Raw genomic sequence first — 15,970 nt, 5'->3', positions numbered from 1 at the left:
GTCGAGCGCTTCTTCAACAAGCTCAAGCACTTCAGGCGCGTCGCCACGCGCTTCGACAAGCTCGCACGCAACTTCCTCGCTGCGGTCGCCATCGCTTCAATCCGGATATGGGCCCGTGCTTATGAGTCCACTACCTAGTCGGTACGCAACACTCTTCTCCCTCTCCCCTCGGGGAGAGGGGTAAGAGGCGTCTTGGAAAAGGTCCAGTGGACCTTTTCCAGCCTCGAACGCCCGCCGAAGGCGGGAAGGGTGAGGGGGCTTCGGCCTCGACACAAAACAATCCGCCAACGGAGGAACCCCCCATGTCCTTAGTCCTCGTCACCGGCGGCTCGGGCTTCATCGCCGCCCATTGCATCCTGCAACTGCTGGCCGCCGGCCACGAGGTCCGCACCACGGTCCGCAATCTAGCCCGCGAGGCGGATGTCCGCGCCATGCTGAAAGCGGGCGGTGCCGAGCCCGGCCCGCGCCTCTCCTTCGTCGCCGCCGACCTGATGGCCGATGACGGCTGGGCCGAGGCCGCGCGCGGCTGCGACTATGCGCTCCATGTCGCCTCGCCCATCCCGCCCGGCGTGCCGAAAGACGAAAACGAATTGATCGTGCCCGCCCGCGACGGCGCGCTGCGCCTGCTCCGTGCCGCCCGCGATGCCGGCGTCAAGCGCGTCGTGCTGACCTCCTCCTTCGCCGCCATCGGCTATGGCCACAAGGTCCGCCAGAAGCCCTTCGACGAAACCGACTGGACCAGGCTCGACGGCGACGATCTCTCGCCCTACACCAAATCGAAGGCGATCGCCGAACGCGCCGCCTGGGATTTCATCGCCCGCGAAGGCGGCGCCCTTGAGCTCGCGACGGTCAATCCGGTCGGCGTGCTGGGCCCCGTGCTCGGGCCCGACTACTCGGCCTCGATCATGATCGTGAAGGGCCTGATGGACGGCGCCATGCCCGGCTGCCCGAAGCTCGGCTTCGGCCTTGTCGATGTGCGCGACGTCGCCGACCTGCATCTGCGCGCGATGACAGACCCGGCGGCAAAGGGCGAACGCTTCCTGGCGATCTCGGGCGATGTCGTCTGGATGCGCGACGTGGCGCTGCTGCTGAAGGCGCGCATGGGCAAGGCGGCGGCGAAAGTGCCGACGCGCCAATTGCCCAATTGGCTGGTCTTCATCGCCGCGCTGCGCATGCCGGAAGTAAAGGTGCTGCTGCCCGAACTCGGCAAGGAAAAACACGCCACCGGCGAAAAGGCGATGCGCCTCCTCGGCTGGAAACCCCGGCCCTGGGAACAATCCGCCGTCGACACCGCCGAAAGCCTGATCGCGCTGGAGGCCTGATCCGCGATCTGGATTATTCGCCGCGCGTCTGGCGCTGGCGATAGAGCTGGCGGTCGATCGTGGCGGCGCCGGCGGCGACATCCGCCGCGACGCCGGCCTTGCCGAACGGCAACCGGCCAGCCAGGTCCCGCAGCGTGCCGGCCGGGTCGCGCATCAATGCGTCATGGCGGACGCGCAGCGCGCCATGGCAGGCAACCAGCCGGTCGAGTTCGTCCATGTAGAAGCGGTGGAGCGCCGCAAGCCGCCCCGGCGCGTCCGGTCCGTGCAGATAGCCCGACGCCCGGATCGAGCGCGCCACTTCGTCCGCCGCCCGTTCGATCGTGACAAACGTCACCTCGCAGCCACGCGCCGCCAGTGCTTCGCGATAGAGCGGCCACAGCGCCACCAGCCGCGGATCCTTGATGCCGAACAGCGCTGCCGCGCCGAAATCGCGCTGCAGGATCTCGGCGACCTTGTCCCGGATCGGGCGCACCGCGGCGCGCGCGAGCCAGGCGCCGGGCAGCGGCGCGGCCGACGACCAGTCGAGGCCGAACAGCGCCAGCGCCTGCTGGTTGAGACGCGACAATTCGAAATGCTCGAAATTGCCTTTGGGGTTCTGCCGGTCGGGCGGCTTCAGCCCGGACCCGAACGCAACCCCCATCGCCGCCAGCGCGCCGCTCAGCGCCGAAGTGCCCGAACGCGCAATGCCGAGCACCAGGATCGCCTGTCGCGCTGCCGCTTGCGGGTTCATCGCGGCGTCTCCCGCGTCTTGAGATTATCGGCCAGATGCAGCGCCAGTTGCGCGATCAGGCTGGTCGTCATCGCCGTGCCGCTGCGCGGGATCGCCGAGCCGCCGCAGACATGGAGATTGCCGATGCCATGCACGCGCAGATTTTCGTCGACGACGCTGCGCTTGGGCTCCGTGCCGATCACGGTCCCGCCCATCGGATGTGCGTTGCGTCCGAAATCCACCGACGCCGGATCGGCGATCGTTTCGTGATCGACGATGCGGCCGAGCCCGCTTTCCGGCAGCTGCGCGGCCAGTCTTTCGCAGCTCCGGATCATGGCCGTCTTCTCGGCCTCGCCGATCTGCCAGCTGAATTGCGCCGCCGGCAGGCCGAGCGGGCCGGCCGCCGCGCCGAGCGACACTTCCGCCTCCCAGCGCGGCGGCTGTTCCATGAAATGGCGCAGCCCGTAGATGACCGGCGAACAGGACCAGCCGACGCGGCTGGCGGCGGCCAGGAAGCGGCGGTTGTGATGGCGCGGAATGCGCCGCCACCGCCCGGCCCGCGCAATCGTGGCAGGCGCAAGCAGCGGCGCGTCATGGATCACCGGGTCGAGGAACAGGCAGCTGCCGGGCCCGCCCGCCGGCGCGTCGCCGGCCGCCGGCAGCGTCAGGCCGAAGAAATGGCTGCGCGGACTTTCGCCGATACCGTCCCGCGTCACCGGCAGCAGATAGCGATGCAACAGCTTGCGTTGCGCGCCGGGCAGCAGGAACCCGTGCAGCGACAGCAGATGCGTATGCAGGAAGCGTCCCAGCGCCGGCAGCCGCCGCCGCGCCGCCGCGCTGTCGGGCCCGAAGGAGCGCAGCAGCAACGGCGCGTTCTCGGTTCCGGCGGCGACCACAAAGGTCCGTGCACGGACGGTGAAGCGTGCGCCGGCGAGACTGGCAAAATGCAGGCTGGTCGCCATGCCGTCGGCGATCGCAAGCTCGAGCACGGTCGCATGCAGCACGAGACGCACCGGACTGTCCGCGCGCGCCAGCCCGGCGGCCAGTTGCGCGGCCGCTTGCGCCGCGCCGCGCAGATAGAGCTTTTCGCAAAGCCCCGTGCCGCCGCCGGCGCCGGCCGGGGGCGCCGGCCGCAATCCGGCGGTGTCCGCAAGGCTGAAATCGCTGAAGCGCCCGAAGCCGCAAAGATAGTCGGCCGCCCGCGCCGCAAGCCCGTTGAGTTGCGCCAGCGCGTCGGGCCAGCACGGCCCGCCGGCTTCTGCCGGCGCGGCGAGATCCGCCGGATCGATCAGCGAACAATTGGCGCCCCAGTCCCGGAACGAACCGCCAAGCTGGCGCCGCGCGCCGGCAAGCTGGAAGGGCGGCCGCGTCACCGCCCGCCCGGTCATCAATGCGGCGGTCTGCGCCGTGCTCTCCGGCCCGCCCGATTCGAGCACCAGAATGTCGCGCCCGGCCCGCGCCAGTTCATGCGCGAGGATCAGCCCGGCGGCGCCGGCGCCGATGATGCAGATATCGGCCGCAAGCTCGCTGCTGGCATCGAGCTGATGGGCGTCGATCAGCATGGGCGGCGGCCCCGCAGCGCCGCGGCCGGTCTCGGAAGGGGGCGGCCTCGTCGCACCACGCGAAATGTCCTGTTGTCGATCGGCCCCGCCGCGCGGTCGCGCCGGCCGGAGCCGAGGTTCGGGCAAAATCCTGACCGTGGCAAGATGGCGCGCACCGTCCGCAAGCGCCGCCCCGCCATGCTAGTCTGGCCCGATCGTTCGCGGCAGGGAGCCCGGCCATGAAACTCGACTATCTTGTCTTTCTCGGCAGCGCCCGCGACAGCACGCCGCCGCGTCCGGCCCGTCTCGGCCTGCGCGTCGCGCGCCGCGTCGAGGCGTTGCTCGGCGAAAAGGCGGATGTCCGCCTCGTCGATCCGCTGGATTACGATCTCGCCGGTGTTTTCAAGCCGCATTTCGCCTATGCCAGGGGCGCCGCGCCGCGCGCGCTCGACGATCTCGCCAGGGAGATCGCCGCCGCCGACGGCTATGTGATGGTGAGCCCGGAATACAATCATTCGCTGAGCCCGGCGCTCGCCCATCTGCTCAATCATTTCGGCGCCTCGCTCTTCGCCGGCAAGCCGAGCGCCATCGTCACCTATTCGGCCGGGCAATGGGGTGGCGTGCGCGCCGCCGTCGCCATGCGCGCCTTCCTCTCCGAGATGGGCTGCCTGCCCGTTTCCGCCATGATCCATGTGCCGAAGGCGCAGGAGGTGCTCGGCGACGACGGCGAATTTCTGGCCAGCGTCGATGCCGACCGCTGGACCGGCTATTTCGAGCGCAGCCTCGCGCAGCTCCGCTGGTGGGCCGAAGCCGCCCGCCGCCAGCGCGACGAGCACGGCGAAGATTTCCCGCCCCCCTTCGCCCGCGACCCCTCGCAGCGCAACGCCCCCTGAATGACCGGACTGTCGGCCTATGCCGCCTTGTTCGCAGCCGCCTTCATCGCCGCGACGCTTCTCCCCGCGCAGTCGGAAGCCGTGCTGGTCGGCCTGCTGGTCGCGGGCGATCACCCGGTCCTCGCGCTGATCCTCGTGGCGGGTGTCGGTAATGTGCTGGGCGCGACGGTCAACTATGTGCTCGGCCGCATGGCGCTGCAGTTCCAGAACCGGCGCTGGTTCCCGGCCAGCCCCGCCGCGCTGGCGCGCGCCAGCGCCTGGTATGCGCGTTACGGCCGCTGGTCGCTGCTGATGAGCTGGGCCCCTGTCATCGGCGACCCGTTGACGGTGGCCGCCGGCCTGCTGCGCGAACCGCTCTGGAGTTTCCTCCTCCTCGTCGCGCTGGCCAAGTTCGGCCGCTACGCGATCCTCGCGGCCGTCACGTTGCAGATGATTTAGGGACGCGCTGATGATTGAAACCGGAAACGGCGCCTCTCAGGGCGCCGTTCATGCTTTGCATCTTCGCGCCTTCGCGTCTTCGCGTGACAACCTTCTCTTCTCCGCGCCTCCGCGCCTCCGCGTGCAAAAAAAGCGGCAAGCACAGGGCTTGCCGCTTCTGGATTGCTTCGGCCTTCGGCCTCGCAATGACGAACGATACTGAAGGCGTGTAAAGCCTAATGCTGGCTCTTCGGCATCGACACCCGCATCCCGTCGATCGCCGGCGCCGCCTTGATCTGGCACGACAGCCGCGAATTCGCCTCGGCGTTCTCGGCGAATTCGAGCATCGTCTCTTCCATGTCTTCCTTGGCCGGAATCTTGTCCCACCATTCTTCGGGCACGAACACCATGCAGGTGGCGCAGGCGCAGGCGCCGCCGCAATCGCCGTCGATGCCGGGCACGCTGGCCTTCACCGCCGCTTCCATCAGCGTCATGCCGTCGGCGACGTCGAGTGTGTGTTCCTTGCCGTCATGTTCGATATAGGTGATCTTCGCCATTGCGCCGCGCGCCTCCCCGTTTGACTTGTTTTTTGTTGGGCCGTCAGCCGGCCAGTTCCTTGACGCCGATGCTCTCATCGGCGATCCGCGCCGGGTCGAGCACTGCCTTTTTCGCCGTCAGCATTTTCGCCATCATGAATTCAGGCGCCCGGTTGATCGCATCGACCGCGATCAGCACGCCGTCTTTCAGATAGAACACCGCGAAGCTGCGCCCCGTCGTCGGGTCGCCGCGCACCACGGCCTGCGTATAGCCGGTGGAAAGCCCGGCGATCTGCAGCTTGAGGTCGTACTGGTCCGACCAGAACCACGGCACCTGGTTGTAGGGCTTTTCGTGGCCCGCCAGCGTTGCCGCCGCGGTCTTTCCCTGTTCGATCGCGTTGTGCACGCTTTCGAGCCTGAGCTTGTGGCCATAAATCCCGTTCGGATGGCTGGTGCAGTCGCCGGCGGCGCAGATATCGGGGTCCGACGTCCGGCAGAATTCATCGACCGCAATGCCGTTCTCGACATGAAGCCCGGCTTCGGCCGCAAGCTCTGTGTTCGGAAGAATGCCGATCCCGACCACCACGACGTCGCAAGCGTAGCGCCCGCCTTCGCCCGACACCACCGCCTCGACCTTGTCCTTGCCCTCGAAGCCCGCAACCGTCACGCCGGTCTCGATCTTGACGCCTTCTTCGGCATGCACGCGCTCGTAGAAATGCGAGACGATCGGATCGACGACGCGCGCCATCACGCGGTCGGCGGTTTCGAGCACGGTGACATCGATGCCGCGCTTGACCGCGACGGCCGCCACTTCAAGGCCGATATAGCCGCCGCCGACCACCACCATTTTGGCGCCGGGCTTGAAATGCGCCTGGATCGATGTGACGTCGTCGATATTGCGCAAATAATGCACGCCTTCGAGGTCGAAGCCCGGCACATTGATCTCGCGCACCCGGCTGCCGGTCGCCAGCAGCAGCTTGCCGTAAGGAAATGCCTGGCCGTCGCCGGTCAGGATGTGCTTTTGCCGCCGGTCGATCTCGGTCACCCGCGTCGACCAATGCGTGGCGACACCCGACGAGGCATAAAAATCCTCGGCCTTCAGCTCGACCCGGTCATAGCCGATCTCGCCGGCGAGGAATTTCTTGCTGAGCGGCGGCCGCTGATAGGGCGCATAAGCCTCGTCGCCGAAAAGCCGGATCGGGCCCTCGAAACCTTCGGCGCGCAAACTCTGCACCGCCTGCGCGGCGGCCTGTCCCGCCCCGATAATGATGATCTCGTCCGACATCGGCCTCCCATCCCTCCGCCCACGGACCTTGTTCCGCGATTACTGCCGCTCTTCCGTCCCACCCTCCCCACTTGTCCGCCTTGGCGGACAAGCCACCAAGGATCTTGGGAGGGTCAAACGGGCGGAGCCCGTTTGGGGCGGGGGCGCGGCCCATCGAAATCGATCCGGCCACTAAATTTTACGGACTTTTACTACGCAAACACCCGCCTGTCCCGCTCTTTATAAGGCAAAACCGGCCGGCCGGCGCGACCCGTCGCCGCGCCCCAACCACGCCAAAAAATGACGCCTGCGTCAACTTTTTTCAAGGACAATTGCCGGTCCGGGAGTGAGACAAAACAAGAACATTGTGGGGTAGCTGTCGAGCAGATCTAATGGCGGAGCGATTTTGTTTCTTGGTCTTTCAGAGTGGCACGTCGAATTACGCGCGGCGGGTGAACAATGGCTCACAGCTTTGTGGCGCTCATTGATGAATCGGGCGACGACGGCCTCGGGCGATTCCGGGTGCCCGGTCAGCAGGGCGGTTCGTCGAACTGGCTCACGATATCCGCATGTGTTGTCAGGCAGTCACGCGAGTTCGAGATGGTTGCGTGGCGCGATGAGATATTGAATTTGATGCCGCGTAAATCCCGACGAAGCATTCATTTTGCGCGGCTCAATCATGGGCAAAAGTTGATGGCGGCGCAAAGGCTGGCCACGAAGCCGATCCGTGCTGTCAGCATTGTCGCGAACAAGCAGGTTGTTCTGCCTGGAATATATAACGAAAAGAACCAGTTCTACTTTTACATGACGCGGTATCTGATCGAACGCATTTCCTGGCTGTGCCGGGACATGCGGCCGCATGTTCCGGAAGGCGACGGTCGCGTGAAGATTGTCTTTTCACGACGCGGTGGAATGTCGTACCCGGACTTTCGCGAATATTTGCTGCGACTGAAGAGGTCGGCGGATGAGGAGATCAAGATTCATTGGCCGGTAATTGATATCGACGCGATCGATGCAAAAGATCATTCCACAAGTGCCAGCCTTCAACTCGCCGATACGATTGCCTCGTCATTTGCCTCGGCATTCGAACCCGACACTTACGGAAACTGCGAACCCAGATATGCTGAAGCACTCAAGCGCATTGTCTACGAGCGTCACGGGAACTACCTCAGCTACGGCCTTAAGCTCGTGCCGCGCATCGAGGATATGCAACTGACCAACGATCAACGGCGCTGCATCGACATGTTCAGATAAAAGCGGCAGGCCCCCGGCCCATGATTGCGATTTGATCGCCTGCAATCTCTCGAGTGCTCTGGGTTATTCCGGCGCATGCCTGCCTTTGCAAGGATAATAAATTACTTCATTTAAATCAAGGGGTTAGATAAGTCCTTGATATCAGGACTCTTTGCCCTTCTTTCCCTATTCGGCGACCTGGCTGTCGATCTCGCCGAGAAACCGCACCGAAATCTGCACCCGCTCGCCGGGCTGCAGATAGTTGCCCGCCGCCCGTTCCTGCGCGATATGCCGCTCGACCACCCAATGCGTGACCGGCCGGTCCCAGCCGCCGGCGATGAAGTCCCAGGCGCCCAGCGCCATCGCCGATTTGTTGACGCCCTTGAACACCGTCCCGTCCGGCGTCCCGGCCAGGATCATGGCGCGTTCGGGCAGCGCGCCGTCGGCCACCGGCAGCCCGACCATCCGCCCGTCATATGCCCATTGCGTCGCTTCGCGGGCCTTGGTCTGGCGCAGCAGCTCGTCGAAATCCCAGATCGCTTCCGACTGCGTCGCCGATTGTTTCAATTCGCCATTGCGCCACAGCCGCAATTCGACGGCGTCGGCAAAGCCGCGCAAGTCGCGCGGAATGACGAAGAGATTGCCGACCGGCAAAAAGCCCGGCGCGCTCTTGCCGGTGGTGAAGCCCTTGCCCGAGGTCACATCGTCCGGATCGATATGGCGCATCAGCGCCGCCCGGTCGGTCACATCGTTGCAGAGTACCAGCCCCATATGTTCGGGCGCCGCATTAAGGGCGAATGTTTCGAGCGCCACGAAACAGAGCTCGACCTCGTAATCGAGCAGCGCCTCGCCCGCCGGCACCGGCGCGTTGAACGCGGTCGGCACCACTTCCTTGGGGAAAAGGAAAGGCCCGTCGGTCACGGTTGCTTCCTTGCCATGCTCGGGAAAATTGGTCCCGGCCGCCACATGCGAGGCGCCGAGCCGCGCGGGCAGGGTGAGTGCGGTGAGCGCCACCTCGACGCGCGCGCCGGTCAACGCCGCCAGACCGTCATAGCCATGGGCGCGATAGGCCGCGATCGGATCGTCGCTGCCGGCCGCCGCCGTCACATCGATGCCGCTGACTTTCCCGTCCGCATAAGCCGACACGCGGATCAGCCGCGCCTGCGCGCCGTCGCCCGCCCGCGCGAAGGTGAGCGCCTCGGAAGAAGGCGCGATCTCGACCGTGCCGAAATCGGCGCGCGCCGCCGTCCCCGCCGCCAGCGCCATCAGCAGAACCCCGGCAAATCGTGCAATCCGCATGTTTCGTTCCTCATTGGATCAGCAGCACCACGCCGACCGTATTGACGATCATCAGAATGGTGCCGCCGAAGAGATTGGTGTCGACCAGATAGATCGTCCCGAAGATGTTGAAGCGGAACGGCTTGATCCCGTTGACGTCCTTCAGCGCCCCGCCATAGATCGGCATCGTGGCGAGTGTCGCATAGAAGCTGGCGCCCCAGACATAGTTGAGCGTGGCCGCCACCCAGATATGAACCACGTAGTCGGCGGCGTCGTTCCACAACAGATAGAGAATGACCAGCGAAATGCCGGCCTGGCTCAACACCTGCCACACCACATGAAAGCGCGCATGCGGCGTCCACAACGGGTTGGTCGCATGCGTCTTGTTGAAATCGGCGAACATCGGCCCGACGCTGATCGTCACCGCAACCAGCGTGAACAGCAGCCGCGACGCCAGGGTTTGATCGAACACGGTCTCCATCGCATCTCTCCTCAGATGAGGCCGGGGTAGGAGCCCCCGTCCAGTTGCAGGTTTTGGCCGGAAATGAAGCCGGCCTGCGCGCTGCACAGAAAGGCGCAGGCATCGCCGAATTCGGATGGAAGCCCCATGCGCTTGGCGGCAATCGACGCGACGATTTCGGCGCGCGCTTCTTCATGGGTGATCTTCTTGAACTGCATCAGCAGCTTCGCCATCTGCTGTTGCCGGTCGGTGTCGAAGCGTTCGGGCAGCATGTTGTTGATGGTGACGTTGAAGGGCGCCACATCGACCGACAGCGCCTTCGAGATCGCGGTCAGGCCCGAACGCGCCGTCGTCGAAAGCCCCATCGCGCTGCGCGGCGCTTTCACCATCGCCGAGGTGATGTTGACGATGCGGCCGAAGCGGCGTTCCTTCATGCCCTCGATCAGCGCCTTGATCATGAAGACCGGCGCCAGCAGATTGGCCTCGAGCGCGGCATGCCAGTGGCTTTCCTCCCATTGCTGAAAGGCGCCGGGCGGCGGTCCGTCATTATTGTTGACCAGGATGTCGGCATCGGGACAGGCGGCGACAAGCGCGGCGCGGCCTTCGCCCGTGTTGATGTCGGCGGCGACCGCCGCCACTCGGCCCGTCGCCACGCGCGAAATTTCGGCCGCTGCCTGGGCCAGCGTCTCTTCGTTGCGCCCGTTGATGGTCACATCGGCGCCCTCGCGCGCCAGCGCCAGCGCGCAGGCCTTGCCGAGCCCGCGCGACGAAGCGCAGACAATCGCCTTGCGTCCGCTCAATCCGAGATCCATCGGCGTCTCCTGTCAGGGGCGCGAAAGCAGTTGCGCCATATGCCGGTCGAGTTGCCCCGTCGCGTTCGCCGCCGTTTCGAAGCGGCAGCCGATATGTCCGTCCGGCCGCACCAGCAGCGCGCCGTCGGCGGGCAGGCCGGTCAACGCGCCCCAGTCGGCGTCGGTGTCGCTGAAATCCTGTTCGGCCAGATGCACCGCAATGCCGGCCGTGGCGCCGGCATCGCGCCAGCCCGTACCGGCCGGGCCGGCGATCAGCGTGAAGCGGGTCGGGTCGATCAGCCGCAGCAGCGAGACGCGGTCGCTTTGATGGATCACCCAGCGATGCGGCAGATGCGCGCCCGGCATCCACGAAGCTTCGTAATTGCTGATATCGACATCCTGTGCCGCCGTCAGCGCCGGCGCGCCGATGGTCGCGGCCGACGCATAGCGATAGCCGAGCTGCAGATTGAAACTGTCGAAATGCGGCCGCTGCGCCTCGATGACGGGCGCGAGCGCCGCCGCCTCGGGATCGGCCGCGACCGCCGCATAATGCGCCGCCGTCTTGTCGGCTTCGACGCCATGCAGCGCGAACAGCAAGTCGAAAAGCTTGGCCGAATTGGCAAGGCTCTGTTCGCAATTGACCTGCGCCACCGGCCGGCGCTCGACCTCGTAGCTGTCGAGCAGTGCTGCGCCCGCTTCGCCCTTCAGCACGGCGGCGAGTTTCCAGGCAAGGTTCTGCGCGTCGACCACGCCGGTATTGAGCCCCAGCCCGCCGGTCGGCGGAAAGCGGTGTGCCGCGTCGCCGGCAAGGAACACCCGCCCCTTGCGATAGCGCGCGGCGACCTGCGCCGACATCGCCCACGGGCTGACATGGCGTATCTCGAGCGCGGGCGGTGCCGTGCCGATCGCTGCCGCGATCAGCTTGCGACAGCGTGCATCGTCGAAATCGTCGCGCGTTTCGCGCTCGGGATTGTAGGGATGCATCAGCACCCAGGTCGAACCGCGGTCATAGGCGATCAGCACGCCGCTGGTCGCCGGGTCGAACAGGAAATAGAGCACGCCCGGCCGCGCATCGGTCAGCGCGCGCAAATCGGCCTCGAAATGGATCATGATGTAGTGCTGCAGCGCTTCCGGGCCTTCCATCTCGATCCCGAGCATGGCGCGCAGCGGCGAACCGGCGCCGTCGGCGGCGATGACATAGGCGCAATCGAGCGTCGAGCGCGTGCCGTCGGCGCTTTCGAGCGTGGCGGTCACGCCGCCGGCCGTCTCGGCAAACCCGCTGCAGGCGACGCCGCGCGTGAAGGCGATCAGCGGCTCGGCGGCAATCGCCCGTGTCAGCGCCGCCTCGAATTTCGGCTGCGGAATATTGGTCAGCGGAAAGGGCGTGTCGGCAAGCGCCGCGTCGTCCTGCCGCTCATAGGGCAGGCTGCCGAATTCAGGGCCGGTCAATGTGCCGACGAAACGCACATGGCCGCCATCATTGGCGCTGGCGCCCGCCGCGCGCAGCGCCTCGGCCGCAACGCCCACGCTCTCGCAGATTTCGAGCGTCCTGGGATTGACCGCATGGGCCTTCGGCGCCAGCAGCGGTTCGAGCCGCCGGTCGATCAGCCGCGAGGCGATCCCGGCCCGCGCCAGCAGCAGCGCCGCGATCTGGCCCACCGGGCCGGCGCCGGCGATCAGGACGGGAATGCGGGACATGCGGGGCCTCATAAATGAGAGTAGTCTCATATTTGAGATACACCTCATAAATGACTTTTGTCAACCCGCAAGCCGATGTATCCTCTCCCCCATGCGGCACGGACATTTCCAGGATCACGCGGCAGGCCAGGGCAAACGCGAGCGCACCCGCGCCGCGCTGCTCGATGCCGCCGTCCATGTGGTGGCCGAAAAAGGGCTGGAAGCCGCCAAAATCAGCGACATCACCACCGCCGCCGGTCTCGCCAACGGCACCTTCTACAATCACTTCACCGACAAGGACCAAATCCTGCGCGAGGCCGCCTATGGCCTCGGCCTCGAGGTCGCCCGCCAGCTCGACGCCGAGATGGCCGGCATCGAGGACGCCGCCAGGCGCGTCGTCACCGCCACCTCGCGTTTCATCGCCATATTGATGATCGAACCCGATTGGGCGGCCGTGCTTCTCGGCAGCGCCGACCATCTGCCCGGCATGCGCGAAGAGATGTTCCGCTATCTGCGCGGCGATCTCGAACGGGGTGTCGCGCAGGGGCGCTTCAATGTCGAGGTCACGTCCTTCCTGCTCGACCAGGTGGCGTCCCTGATCGCCGTCGCGATCCGCGTCCAGCTCCAGGCGGGGGCCGACCCCGCGGTCACGCAGCAGGTCTGCGAAAGCATCCTCCGCCTCCTCGGCATGCCACCGGCAAAGGCCCGCAAGGCGATCGAGAGCGGCATGCGGGTCCCGTCATGACGGCGGATAATTTATTACGGGAAAAAATATCCCGAAACCGGGGATAAGTTTATTTTCAGGCGGGGATAAATTGTCGATCGCTCCGTACACGGAACAAACTTATCCTCGTTTGTGACAGTTTTATGACAGTTTTGTGACAGAGGGGGGTATTTGAGCCTTTTTCGCTGTCACAAACCGCCCCGCGGCGGGCTCAGGGCAGCATCGATTCGCTCGCGGCCCGGACCGCCGAATAGTCGAAAACGAAGGCCGACAGGATCATGTTGCACACCTCTCCGTCATCCGAGAGCGGCAGGTAGATCGTTGCGAAATTGTCGTAGCCTTCCGCGAGCCAGGCGGATTCGCCAAGCGCCATCACCGGCACGCGGTCGCGCGCGGTTTTCCGATGTATGGCAAGAATGCCCTTCACCGCGCCGGCGCCATAGGGCCGGAAAGCTTCGCTGACGGTGAGGCCGGTCGCCTCGGCGCGAAAATAGCGCGCCACCTTGGTGCCGATCAGCCGGTAGCGGAAATCGGAGAGATCAGGCAGCACGTCGAGCAGGATGATCCAGCCGAGATGTTCGCGAAGGTCGGGCGGGTTGATGTCGGCGCGTGCCGGCATTGTCCGTGTACCGCGTTTTTTGTCCCAGTAGGAATAAATCGCGGCGAGCGTTGCATGCTCGATATCGGTCGGCGAAATCTCGACCGTCGTTCCCTGCAACTTTCCGGTCATGTGTCCGCCCCCCCTGATCCGGGCGGGAGTCTGGGCGCTCCGCGTTAAGAAGCGCCTAAAGTCACGTCAATTTACTATTCCGTCCGGCAAAGCCGCGCTAGAAAAGCAGCCATGAGCGCCACCCGTTCCCTCGATCTCGACCTGCCCGACGCCGCCGCCACCGACCGCCTCGGCGCGGCCCTGGCGCCGCGGCTGGCGATCGGCGATCTGATCCTGCTCCGGGGCGATCTCGGCGCCGGCAAAACGGCGCTGGCCCGCGCCCTGATCGGCGCCCATCTGGCCGCCCACGGTCTCGCCGAAGACGTCCCTTCGCCGACCTTCACATTGGTCCAGAGCTATGAAAGCCCGGCCCTTCTGATCGCCCATGTCGATCTCTACCGCCTTGAAAACACGGGCGATTTGCGCGAGCTCGGCCTTGCCGAATTGCTCGACGAAGGCGTTGCGATCGTCGAATGGCCGGAGCGCGGCGGGCCCGATCTGCTCCGCCTCGCGGCGGCCCGTCTCGACATCGACCTCACTCTCGTGCCAGAAGGCGGGCGCCGCGCCCGCCTGACCGGATCGGGAAGCTGGGCCGCGCGGCTCGAGGGGCTGACGATTTGACGACCACGCGCGAGGAAACGATCCGCGCCTTTCTGACGGGCGCCGGCTGGAGCGAGGCAACGCGCCAGGCGCTGGCCGGCGACGCCTCGACGCGCCGCTACGAACGCCTTTCGTTGAACGGCCGTCCCGCTCTGTTGATGGACTGGCCTTCTGGCCCCGACGCGCCGGCCGCCGCCGGCCGCGCCGCCTATAGCCGCGTCGCCCATCTGGCCGAAGACGTCCGCGCTTTCGTCGCCGTCGGCGAACATCTGCGCGGTCTCGGCCTTTCAGCACCGGAAATCTACGCCGCCGACATCGCGCAAGGCTTGCTGCTGCTCGAAGATCTCGGCGATGACGTCTACGGAACATTGATCGAGAAGGGCGCCGGTCCCGCCGGCGAGCCGCTCGACGAGCTCTACCGCGCCGCCATCGAAACCCTGCTGCGCCTGCAATCGGCGCCGGCGCCGGCCATGCTTCCGGTCGGCAATGGCGAGACGCATGTCGTGCCGCATTTCGACGATGGTGTCTTCCGCGCCGAACTCGACGTCCTTCTCGACTGGCATTTCCCGGTCGTGCTGGGCGGCGAGGCAACCGCGCGGCAAAGGGCCGAATTTCATGCCCTCTGGAGCGATCTGCGGCCGCTGATCGATGCCGGTCCGCAAACGCTTTTCCTGCGCGACTTTCACTCGCCCAACATGCTCTGGCTCGGCGCGCGGCAAGGCGCGGCCCGCGTCGGCGTGATCGACTTTCAGGACGCGCTGATCGGCTCGCGTGCCTATGACCTCGTTTCCTTCCTGCAGGATGCCCGCCGCGACGTGCCGCCGTCGCGCGAACAGGCCATGCGCGCCCTTTATGTCGAGCGCGCCAGGAGCGAGTTGCCGGGTTTCGACGAAGAGGAATTCCTGGCCGCCTATGCCGCGCTCGGCGCCGAACGCGCGTTGCGCCTGATGGGTCTCTGGCCGCGCCTGCTGAAACGCGACGGCAAGCCGCATTACATGGCGCATATGCCGCGCACCGTCGACTATCTGCGCCGCAATCTCGCTCATCCCGCGCTCGCCGCGTTGAAAGTCTGGCTCGACGCGCATGTGCTGGGTGCACTTCCATGAAAATACGCAAGGCAATGGTGATGGCGGCGGGCAGGGGCACACGCATGCGCCCGCTGACCGAAACGATACCGAAGCCGCTGGTGCGCCTCGCCGGCAAGCCGCTGATCGATCACGTGCTCGATCGTCTGGCCGAAGCCGGCATCGAAGAGGCGGTGGTCAACGTCTACCATTTCGCCGATCTGCTCGAAGCGCATCTGGCGACACGCCGGCACCCGCGCATCGTCATCTCCGACGAACGCGCGGGCCTGCTCGACACCGGCGGCGGCACAAAAAAGGCGCTGCCGCTGCTCGGCGACGAGCCGGTCCTGACCTTCAATTCCGATTCCGTCTGGGTCGAGGGACTGGGCTCGAACCTCAAGGCGCTGATCGCCGCTTTCGATGCCGAACGCATGGATGCGCTGCTGATGATCGCCGATGCCGCCCGCACCATCGGTTATGTCGGCCGCGGCGATTTCACGATGGACCCGACGGGCCTGCTGGCGCGGCGCGGCGAAAGCACCACGGCGCCCTTCATGTTTGCCGGTGTCCAGATCGTCAAGCCGGCGCTCTTCGCCGACGGGCCGGATGGCGCTTTTTCGACCAATCTGATCTGGGACCGCCTGATCGAGCAGGGCCGGCTCTACGGCCAGCGCATGGGTGGCACCTGGATGCATGTCGGCGCGCCGGACGATCTCGCCGAGGCCGAGGCCTTCCTGCGGGATTTGTGACGC

Annotated in this window: 17 protein-coding genes and 1 pseudogene; 9 read left to right on the top strand and 9 right to left on the bottom strand. The window is 65.9% G+C overall.

Annotation, left to right across the window (positions count from 1 at the left end; genetic code table 11):
• Both Q7V31_RS10070 and Q7V31_RS10065 read left to right on the top strand, forming a co-directional pair.
• Nucleotides 1-138, top strand: a pseudogene (locus tag Q7V31_RS10070) (IS5/IS1182 family transposase); the annotation flags it as partial.
• Nucleotides 139-302: 164 nt separating this feature from the next.
• Complete coding sequence (locus Q7V31_RS10065; protein ID WP_304733936.1) at nt 303-1,322, top strand: aldehyde reductase; 1,020 nt, start codon at nt 303-305, stop codon at nt 1,320-1,322.
• Nucleotides 1,323-1,335: 13 nt separating this feature from the next.
• Here the strand turns inward: Q7V31_RS10065 and Q7V31_RS10060 are convergent, their stop codons facing one another.
• Both Q7V31_RS10060 and Q7V31_RS10055 read right to left on the bottom strand, forming a co-directional pair.
• Nucleotides 1,336-2,052 carry a hypothetical protein gene (locus tag Q7V31_RS10060; RefSeq protein WP_304733935.1) on the bottom strand — a complete coding sequence of 239 codons (717 nt, stop codon included), beginning with the start codon at nt 2,050-2,052 and terminating at the stop codon, nt 1,336-1,338.
• Nucleotides 2,049-3,593: an FAD-dependent oxidoreductase gene (locus Q7V31_RS10055; RefSeq protein ID WP_304733934.1), complete on the bottom strand. Its 1,545-nt coding sequence runs from the start codon at nt 3,591-3,593 to the stop codon at nt 2,049-2,051. The genes Q7V31_RS10060 and Q7V31_RS10055 overlap by 4 nt, the downstream gene beginning before the upstream one ends.
• Nucleotides 3,594-3,811: 218 nt before the next feature.
• Between Q7V31_RS10055 and Q7V31_RS10050 the strand changes: the two genes are divergently transcribed.
• The gene (locus Q7V31_RS10050; protein ID WP_304733933.1) at nt 3,812-4,465 is read left to right on the top strand and encodes an NADPH-dependent FMN reductase; all 654 of its coding nucleotides are present in this window, start codon (nt 3,812-3,814) and stop codon (nt 4,463-4,465) included.
• Nucleotides 4,466-4,903, top strand: coding sequence for a YqaA family protein (locus tag Q7V31_RS10045; protein ID WP_304733931.1), 438 nt, complete (start codon nt 4,466-4,468; stop codon nt 4,901-4,903).
• Between the two features lie 215 nt (nt 4,904-5,118).
• Here the strand turns inward: Q7V31_RS10045 and Q7V31_RS10040 are convergent, their stop codons facing one another.
• Both Q7V31_RS10040 and Q7V31_RS10035 read right to left on the bottom strand, forming a co-directional pair.
• Nucleotides 5,119-5,439 (bottom strand): 2Fe-2S iron-sulfur cluster-binding protein, encoded by a 321-nt coding sequence (locus tag Q7V31_RS10040; RefSeq protein ID WP_304733929.1) that lies wholly within the window; start codon nt 5,437-5,439, stop codon nt 5,119-5,121.
• 43 nt (nt 5,440-5,482) lie between these two features.
• Nucleotides 5,483-6,703 carry an NAD(P)/FAD-dependent oxidoreductase gene (locus Q7V31_RS10035; RefSeq protein ID WP_304733928.1) on the bottom strand — a complete coding sequence of 407 codons (1,221 nt, stop codon included), beginning with the start codon at nt 6,701-6,703 and terminating at the stop codon, nt 5,483-5,485.
• Between the two features lie 438 nt (nt 6,704-7,141).
• Between Q7V31_RS10035 and Q7V31_RS10030 the strand changes: the two genes are divergently transcribed.
• A complete protein-coding gene (locus tag Q7V31_RS10030; RefSeq protein ID WP_304733927.1) occupies nt 7,142-7,936 on the top strand; it encodes a DUF3800 domain-containing protein in 795 nt (264 codons plus the stop codon).
• A 165-nt stretch (nt 7,937-8,101) separates the two neighbouring features.
• On the opposite strand, the gene Q7V31_RS10025 is transcribed toward Q7V31_RS10030, so the two are convergent.
• The 4 genes from Q7V31_RS10025 to Q7V31_RS10010 are packed head-to-tail and all read right to left on the bottom strand — an operon-like array spanning nt 8,102 to nt 12,142.
• On the bottom strand, nt 8,102-9,214 hold the full coding sequence (locus tag Q7V31_RS10025) for a fumarylacetoacetate hydrolase family protein (RefSeq protein WP_304733926.1): 1,113 nt from the start codon (nt 9,212-9,214) through the stop codon (nt 8,102-8,104).
• Nucleotides 9,215-9,224: 10 nt separating this feature from the next.
• Nucleotides 9,225-9,674: a DUF6640 family protein gene (locus tag Q7V31_RS10020; RefSeq protein WP_304733925.1), complete on the bottom strand. Its 450-nt coding sequence runs from the start codon at nt 9,672-9,674 to the stop codon at nt 9,225-9,227.
• A gap of 11 nt (nt 9,675-9,685) precedes the next feature.
• The gene (locus Q7V31_RS10015; protein WP_304733924.1) at nt 9,686-10,465 is read right to left on the bottom strand and encodes an SDR family oxidoreductase; all 780 of its coding nucleotides are present in this window, start codon (nt 10,463-10,465) and stop codon (nt 9,686-9,688) included.
• A 12-nt stretch (nt 10,466-10,477) separates the two neighbouring features.
• Complete coding sequence (locus Q7V31_RS10010) at nt 10,478-12,142, bottom strand: FAD-dependent monooxygenase (RefSeq protein WP_304733923.1); 1,665 nt, start codon at nt 12,140-12,142, stop codon at nt 10,478-10,480.
• A 91-nt stretch (nt 12,143-12,233) separates the two neighbouring features.
• Between Q7V31_RS10010 and Q7V31_RS10005 the strand changes: the two genes are divergently transcribed.
• Entirely contained in the window at nt 12,234-12,866 is a 633-nt protein-coding gene (locus tag Q7V31_RS10005; protein WP_304733921.1) for a TetR/AcrR family transcriptional regulator, read from the top strand.
• 190 nt (nt 12,867-13,056) lie between these two features.
• On the opposite strand, the gene Q7V31_RS10000 is transcribed toward Q7V31_RS10005, so the two are convergent.
• Nucleotides 13,057-13,575, bottom strand: coding sequence for a PAS domain-containing protein (locus tag Q7V31_RS10000; RefSeq protein ID WP_304733920.1), 519 nt, complete (start codon nt 13,573-13,575; stop codon nt 13,057-13,059).
• A gap of 111 nt (nt 13,576-13,686) precedes the next feature.
• On the opposite strand from Q7V31_RS10000, the gene tsaE reads away from it, so the two are divergent.
• The 3 genes from tsaE to Q7V31_RS09985 are packed head-to-tail and all read left to right on the top strand — an operon-like array spanning nt 13,687 to nt 15,967.
• Nucleotides 13,687-14,175, top strand: a complete 489-nt coding sequence (gene tsaE, locus Q7V31_RS09995) for a tRNA (adenosine(37)-N6)-threonylcarbamoyltransferase complex ATPase subunit type 1 TsaE (RefSeq protein WP_304733919.1) — start codon at nt 13,687-13,689, stop codon at nt 14,173-14,175.
• On the top strand, nt 14,172-15,260 hold the full coding sequence (locus Q7V31_RS09990; protein WP_304733918.1) for an aminoglycoside phosphotransferase family protein: 1,089 nt from the start codon (nt 14,172-14,174) through the stop codon (nt 15,258-15,260). The genes tsaE and Q7V31_RS09990 overlap by 4 nt, the downstream gene beginning before the upstream one ends.
• Nucleotides 15,257-15,967 carry a nucleotidyltransferase family protein gene (locus Q7V31_RS09985; RefSeq protein WP_304733917.1) on the top strand — a complete coding sequence of 237 codons (711 nt, stop codon included), beginning with the start codon at nt 15,257-15,259 and terminating at the stop codon, nt 15,965-15,967. The genes Q7V31_RS09990 and Q7V31_RS09985 overlap by 4 nt, the downstream gene beginning before the upstream one ends.
• The last annotated feature ends 3 nt before the right edge of the window (nt 15,968-15,970 follow it).

Origin of the sequence: Parvibaculum sp., assembly GCF_030651915.1 — a bacterium.
GTDB lineage: Bacteria > Pseudomonadota > Alphaproteobacteria > Parvibaculales > Parvibaculaceae > Parvibaculum.
This window is presented reverse-complemented; position numbering and strand designations above follow the sequence as displayed.

Excerpts from the sequence above, each read along its gene's own strand:
- Q7V31_RS10065 (WP_304733936.1), top strand. The coding sequence starts at position 303 with ATGTCCTTAGTCCTCGTCACCGGCGGCTCGGGCTTCATCGCCGCCCAT.
- Q7V31_RS10060 (WP_304733935.1), bottom strand. The coding sequence starts at position 2,052 with ATGAACCCGCAAGCGGCAGCGCGACAGGCGATCCTGGTGCTCGGCATT.
- Q7V31_RS10055 (WP_304733934.1), bottom strand. The coding sequence starts at position 3,593 with ATGCTGATCGACGCCCATCAGCTCGATGCCAGCAGCGAGCTTGCGGCC.
- Q7V31_RS10050 (WP_304733933.1), top strand. The coding sequence starts at position 3,812 with ATGAAACTCGACTATCTTGTCTTTCTCGGCAGCGCCCGCGACAGCACG.
- Q7V31_RS10045 (WP_304733931.1), top strand. The coding sequence starts at position 4,466 with ATGACCGGACTGTCGGCCTATGCCGCCTTGTTCGCAGCCGCCTTCATC.
- Q7V31_RS10040 (WP_304733929.1), bottom strand. The coding sequence starts at position 5,439 with ATGGCGAAGATCACCTATATCGAACATGACGGCAAGGAACACACACTC.
- Q7V31_RS10035 (WP_304733928.1), bottom strand. The coding sequence starts at position 6,703 with ATGTCGGACGAGATCATCATTATCGGGGCGGGACAGGCCGCCGCGCAG.
- Q7V31_RS10030 (WP_304733927.1), top strand. The coding sequence starts at position 7,142 with ATGGCTCACAGCTTTGTGGCGCTCATTGATGAATCGGGCGACGACGGC.
- Q7V31_RS10025 (WP_304733926.1), bottom strand. The coding sequence starts at position 9,214 with ATGCGGATTGCACGATTTGCCGGGGTTCTGCTGATGGCGCTGGCGGCG.
- Q7V31_RS10020 (WP_304733925.1), bottom strand. The coding sequence starts at position 9,674 with ATGGAGACCGTGTTCGATCAAACCCTGGCGTCGCGGCTGCTGTTCACG.
- Q7V31_RS10015 (WP_304733924.1), bottom strand. The coding sequence starts at position 10,465 with ATGGATCTCGGATTGAGCGGACGCAAGGCGATTGTCTGCGCTTCGTCG.
- Q7V31_RS10010 (WP_304733923.1), bottom strand. The coding sequence starts at position 12,142 with ATGTCCCGCATTCCCGTCCTGATCGCCGGCGCCGGCCCGGTGGGCCAG.
- Q7V31_RS10005 (WP_304733921.1), top strand. The coding sequence starts at position 12,234 with ATGCGGCACGGACATTTCCAGGATCACGCGGCAGGCCAGGGCAAACGC.
- Q7V31_RS10000 (WP_304733920.1), bottom strand. The coding sequence starts at position 13,575 with ATGACCGGAAAGTTGCAGGGAACGACGGTCGAGATTTCGCCGACCGAT.
- tsaE (WP_304733919.1), top strand. The coding sequence starts at position 13,687 with ATGAGCGCCACCCGTTCCCTCGATCTCGACCTGCCCGACGCCGCCGCC.
- Q7V31_RS09985 (WP_304733917.1), top strand. The coding sequence starts at position 15,257 with ATGAAAATACGCAAGGCAATGGTGATGGCGGCGGGCAGGGGCACACGC.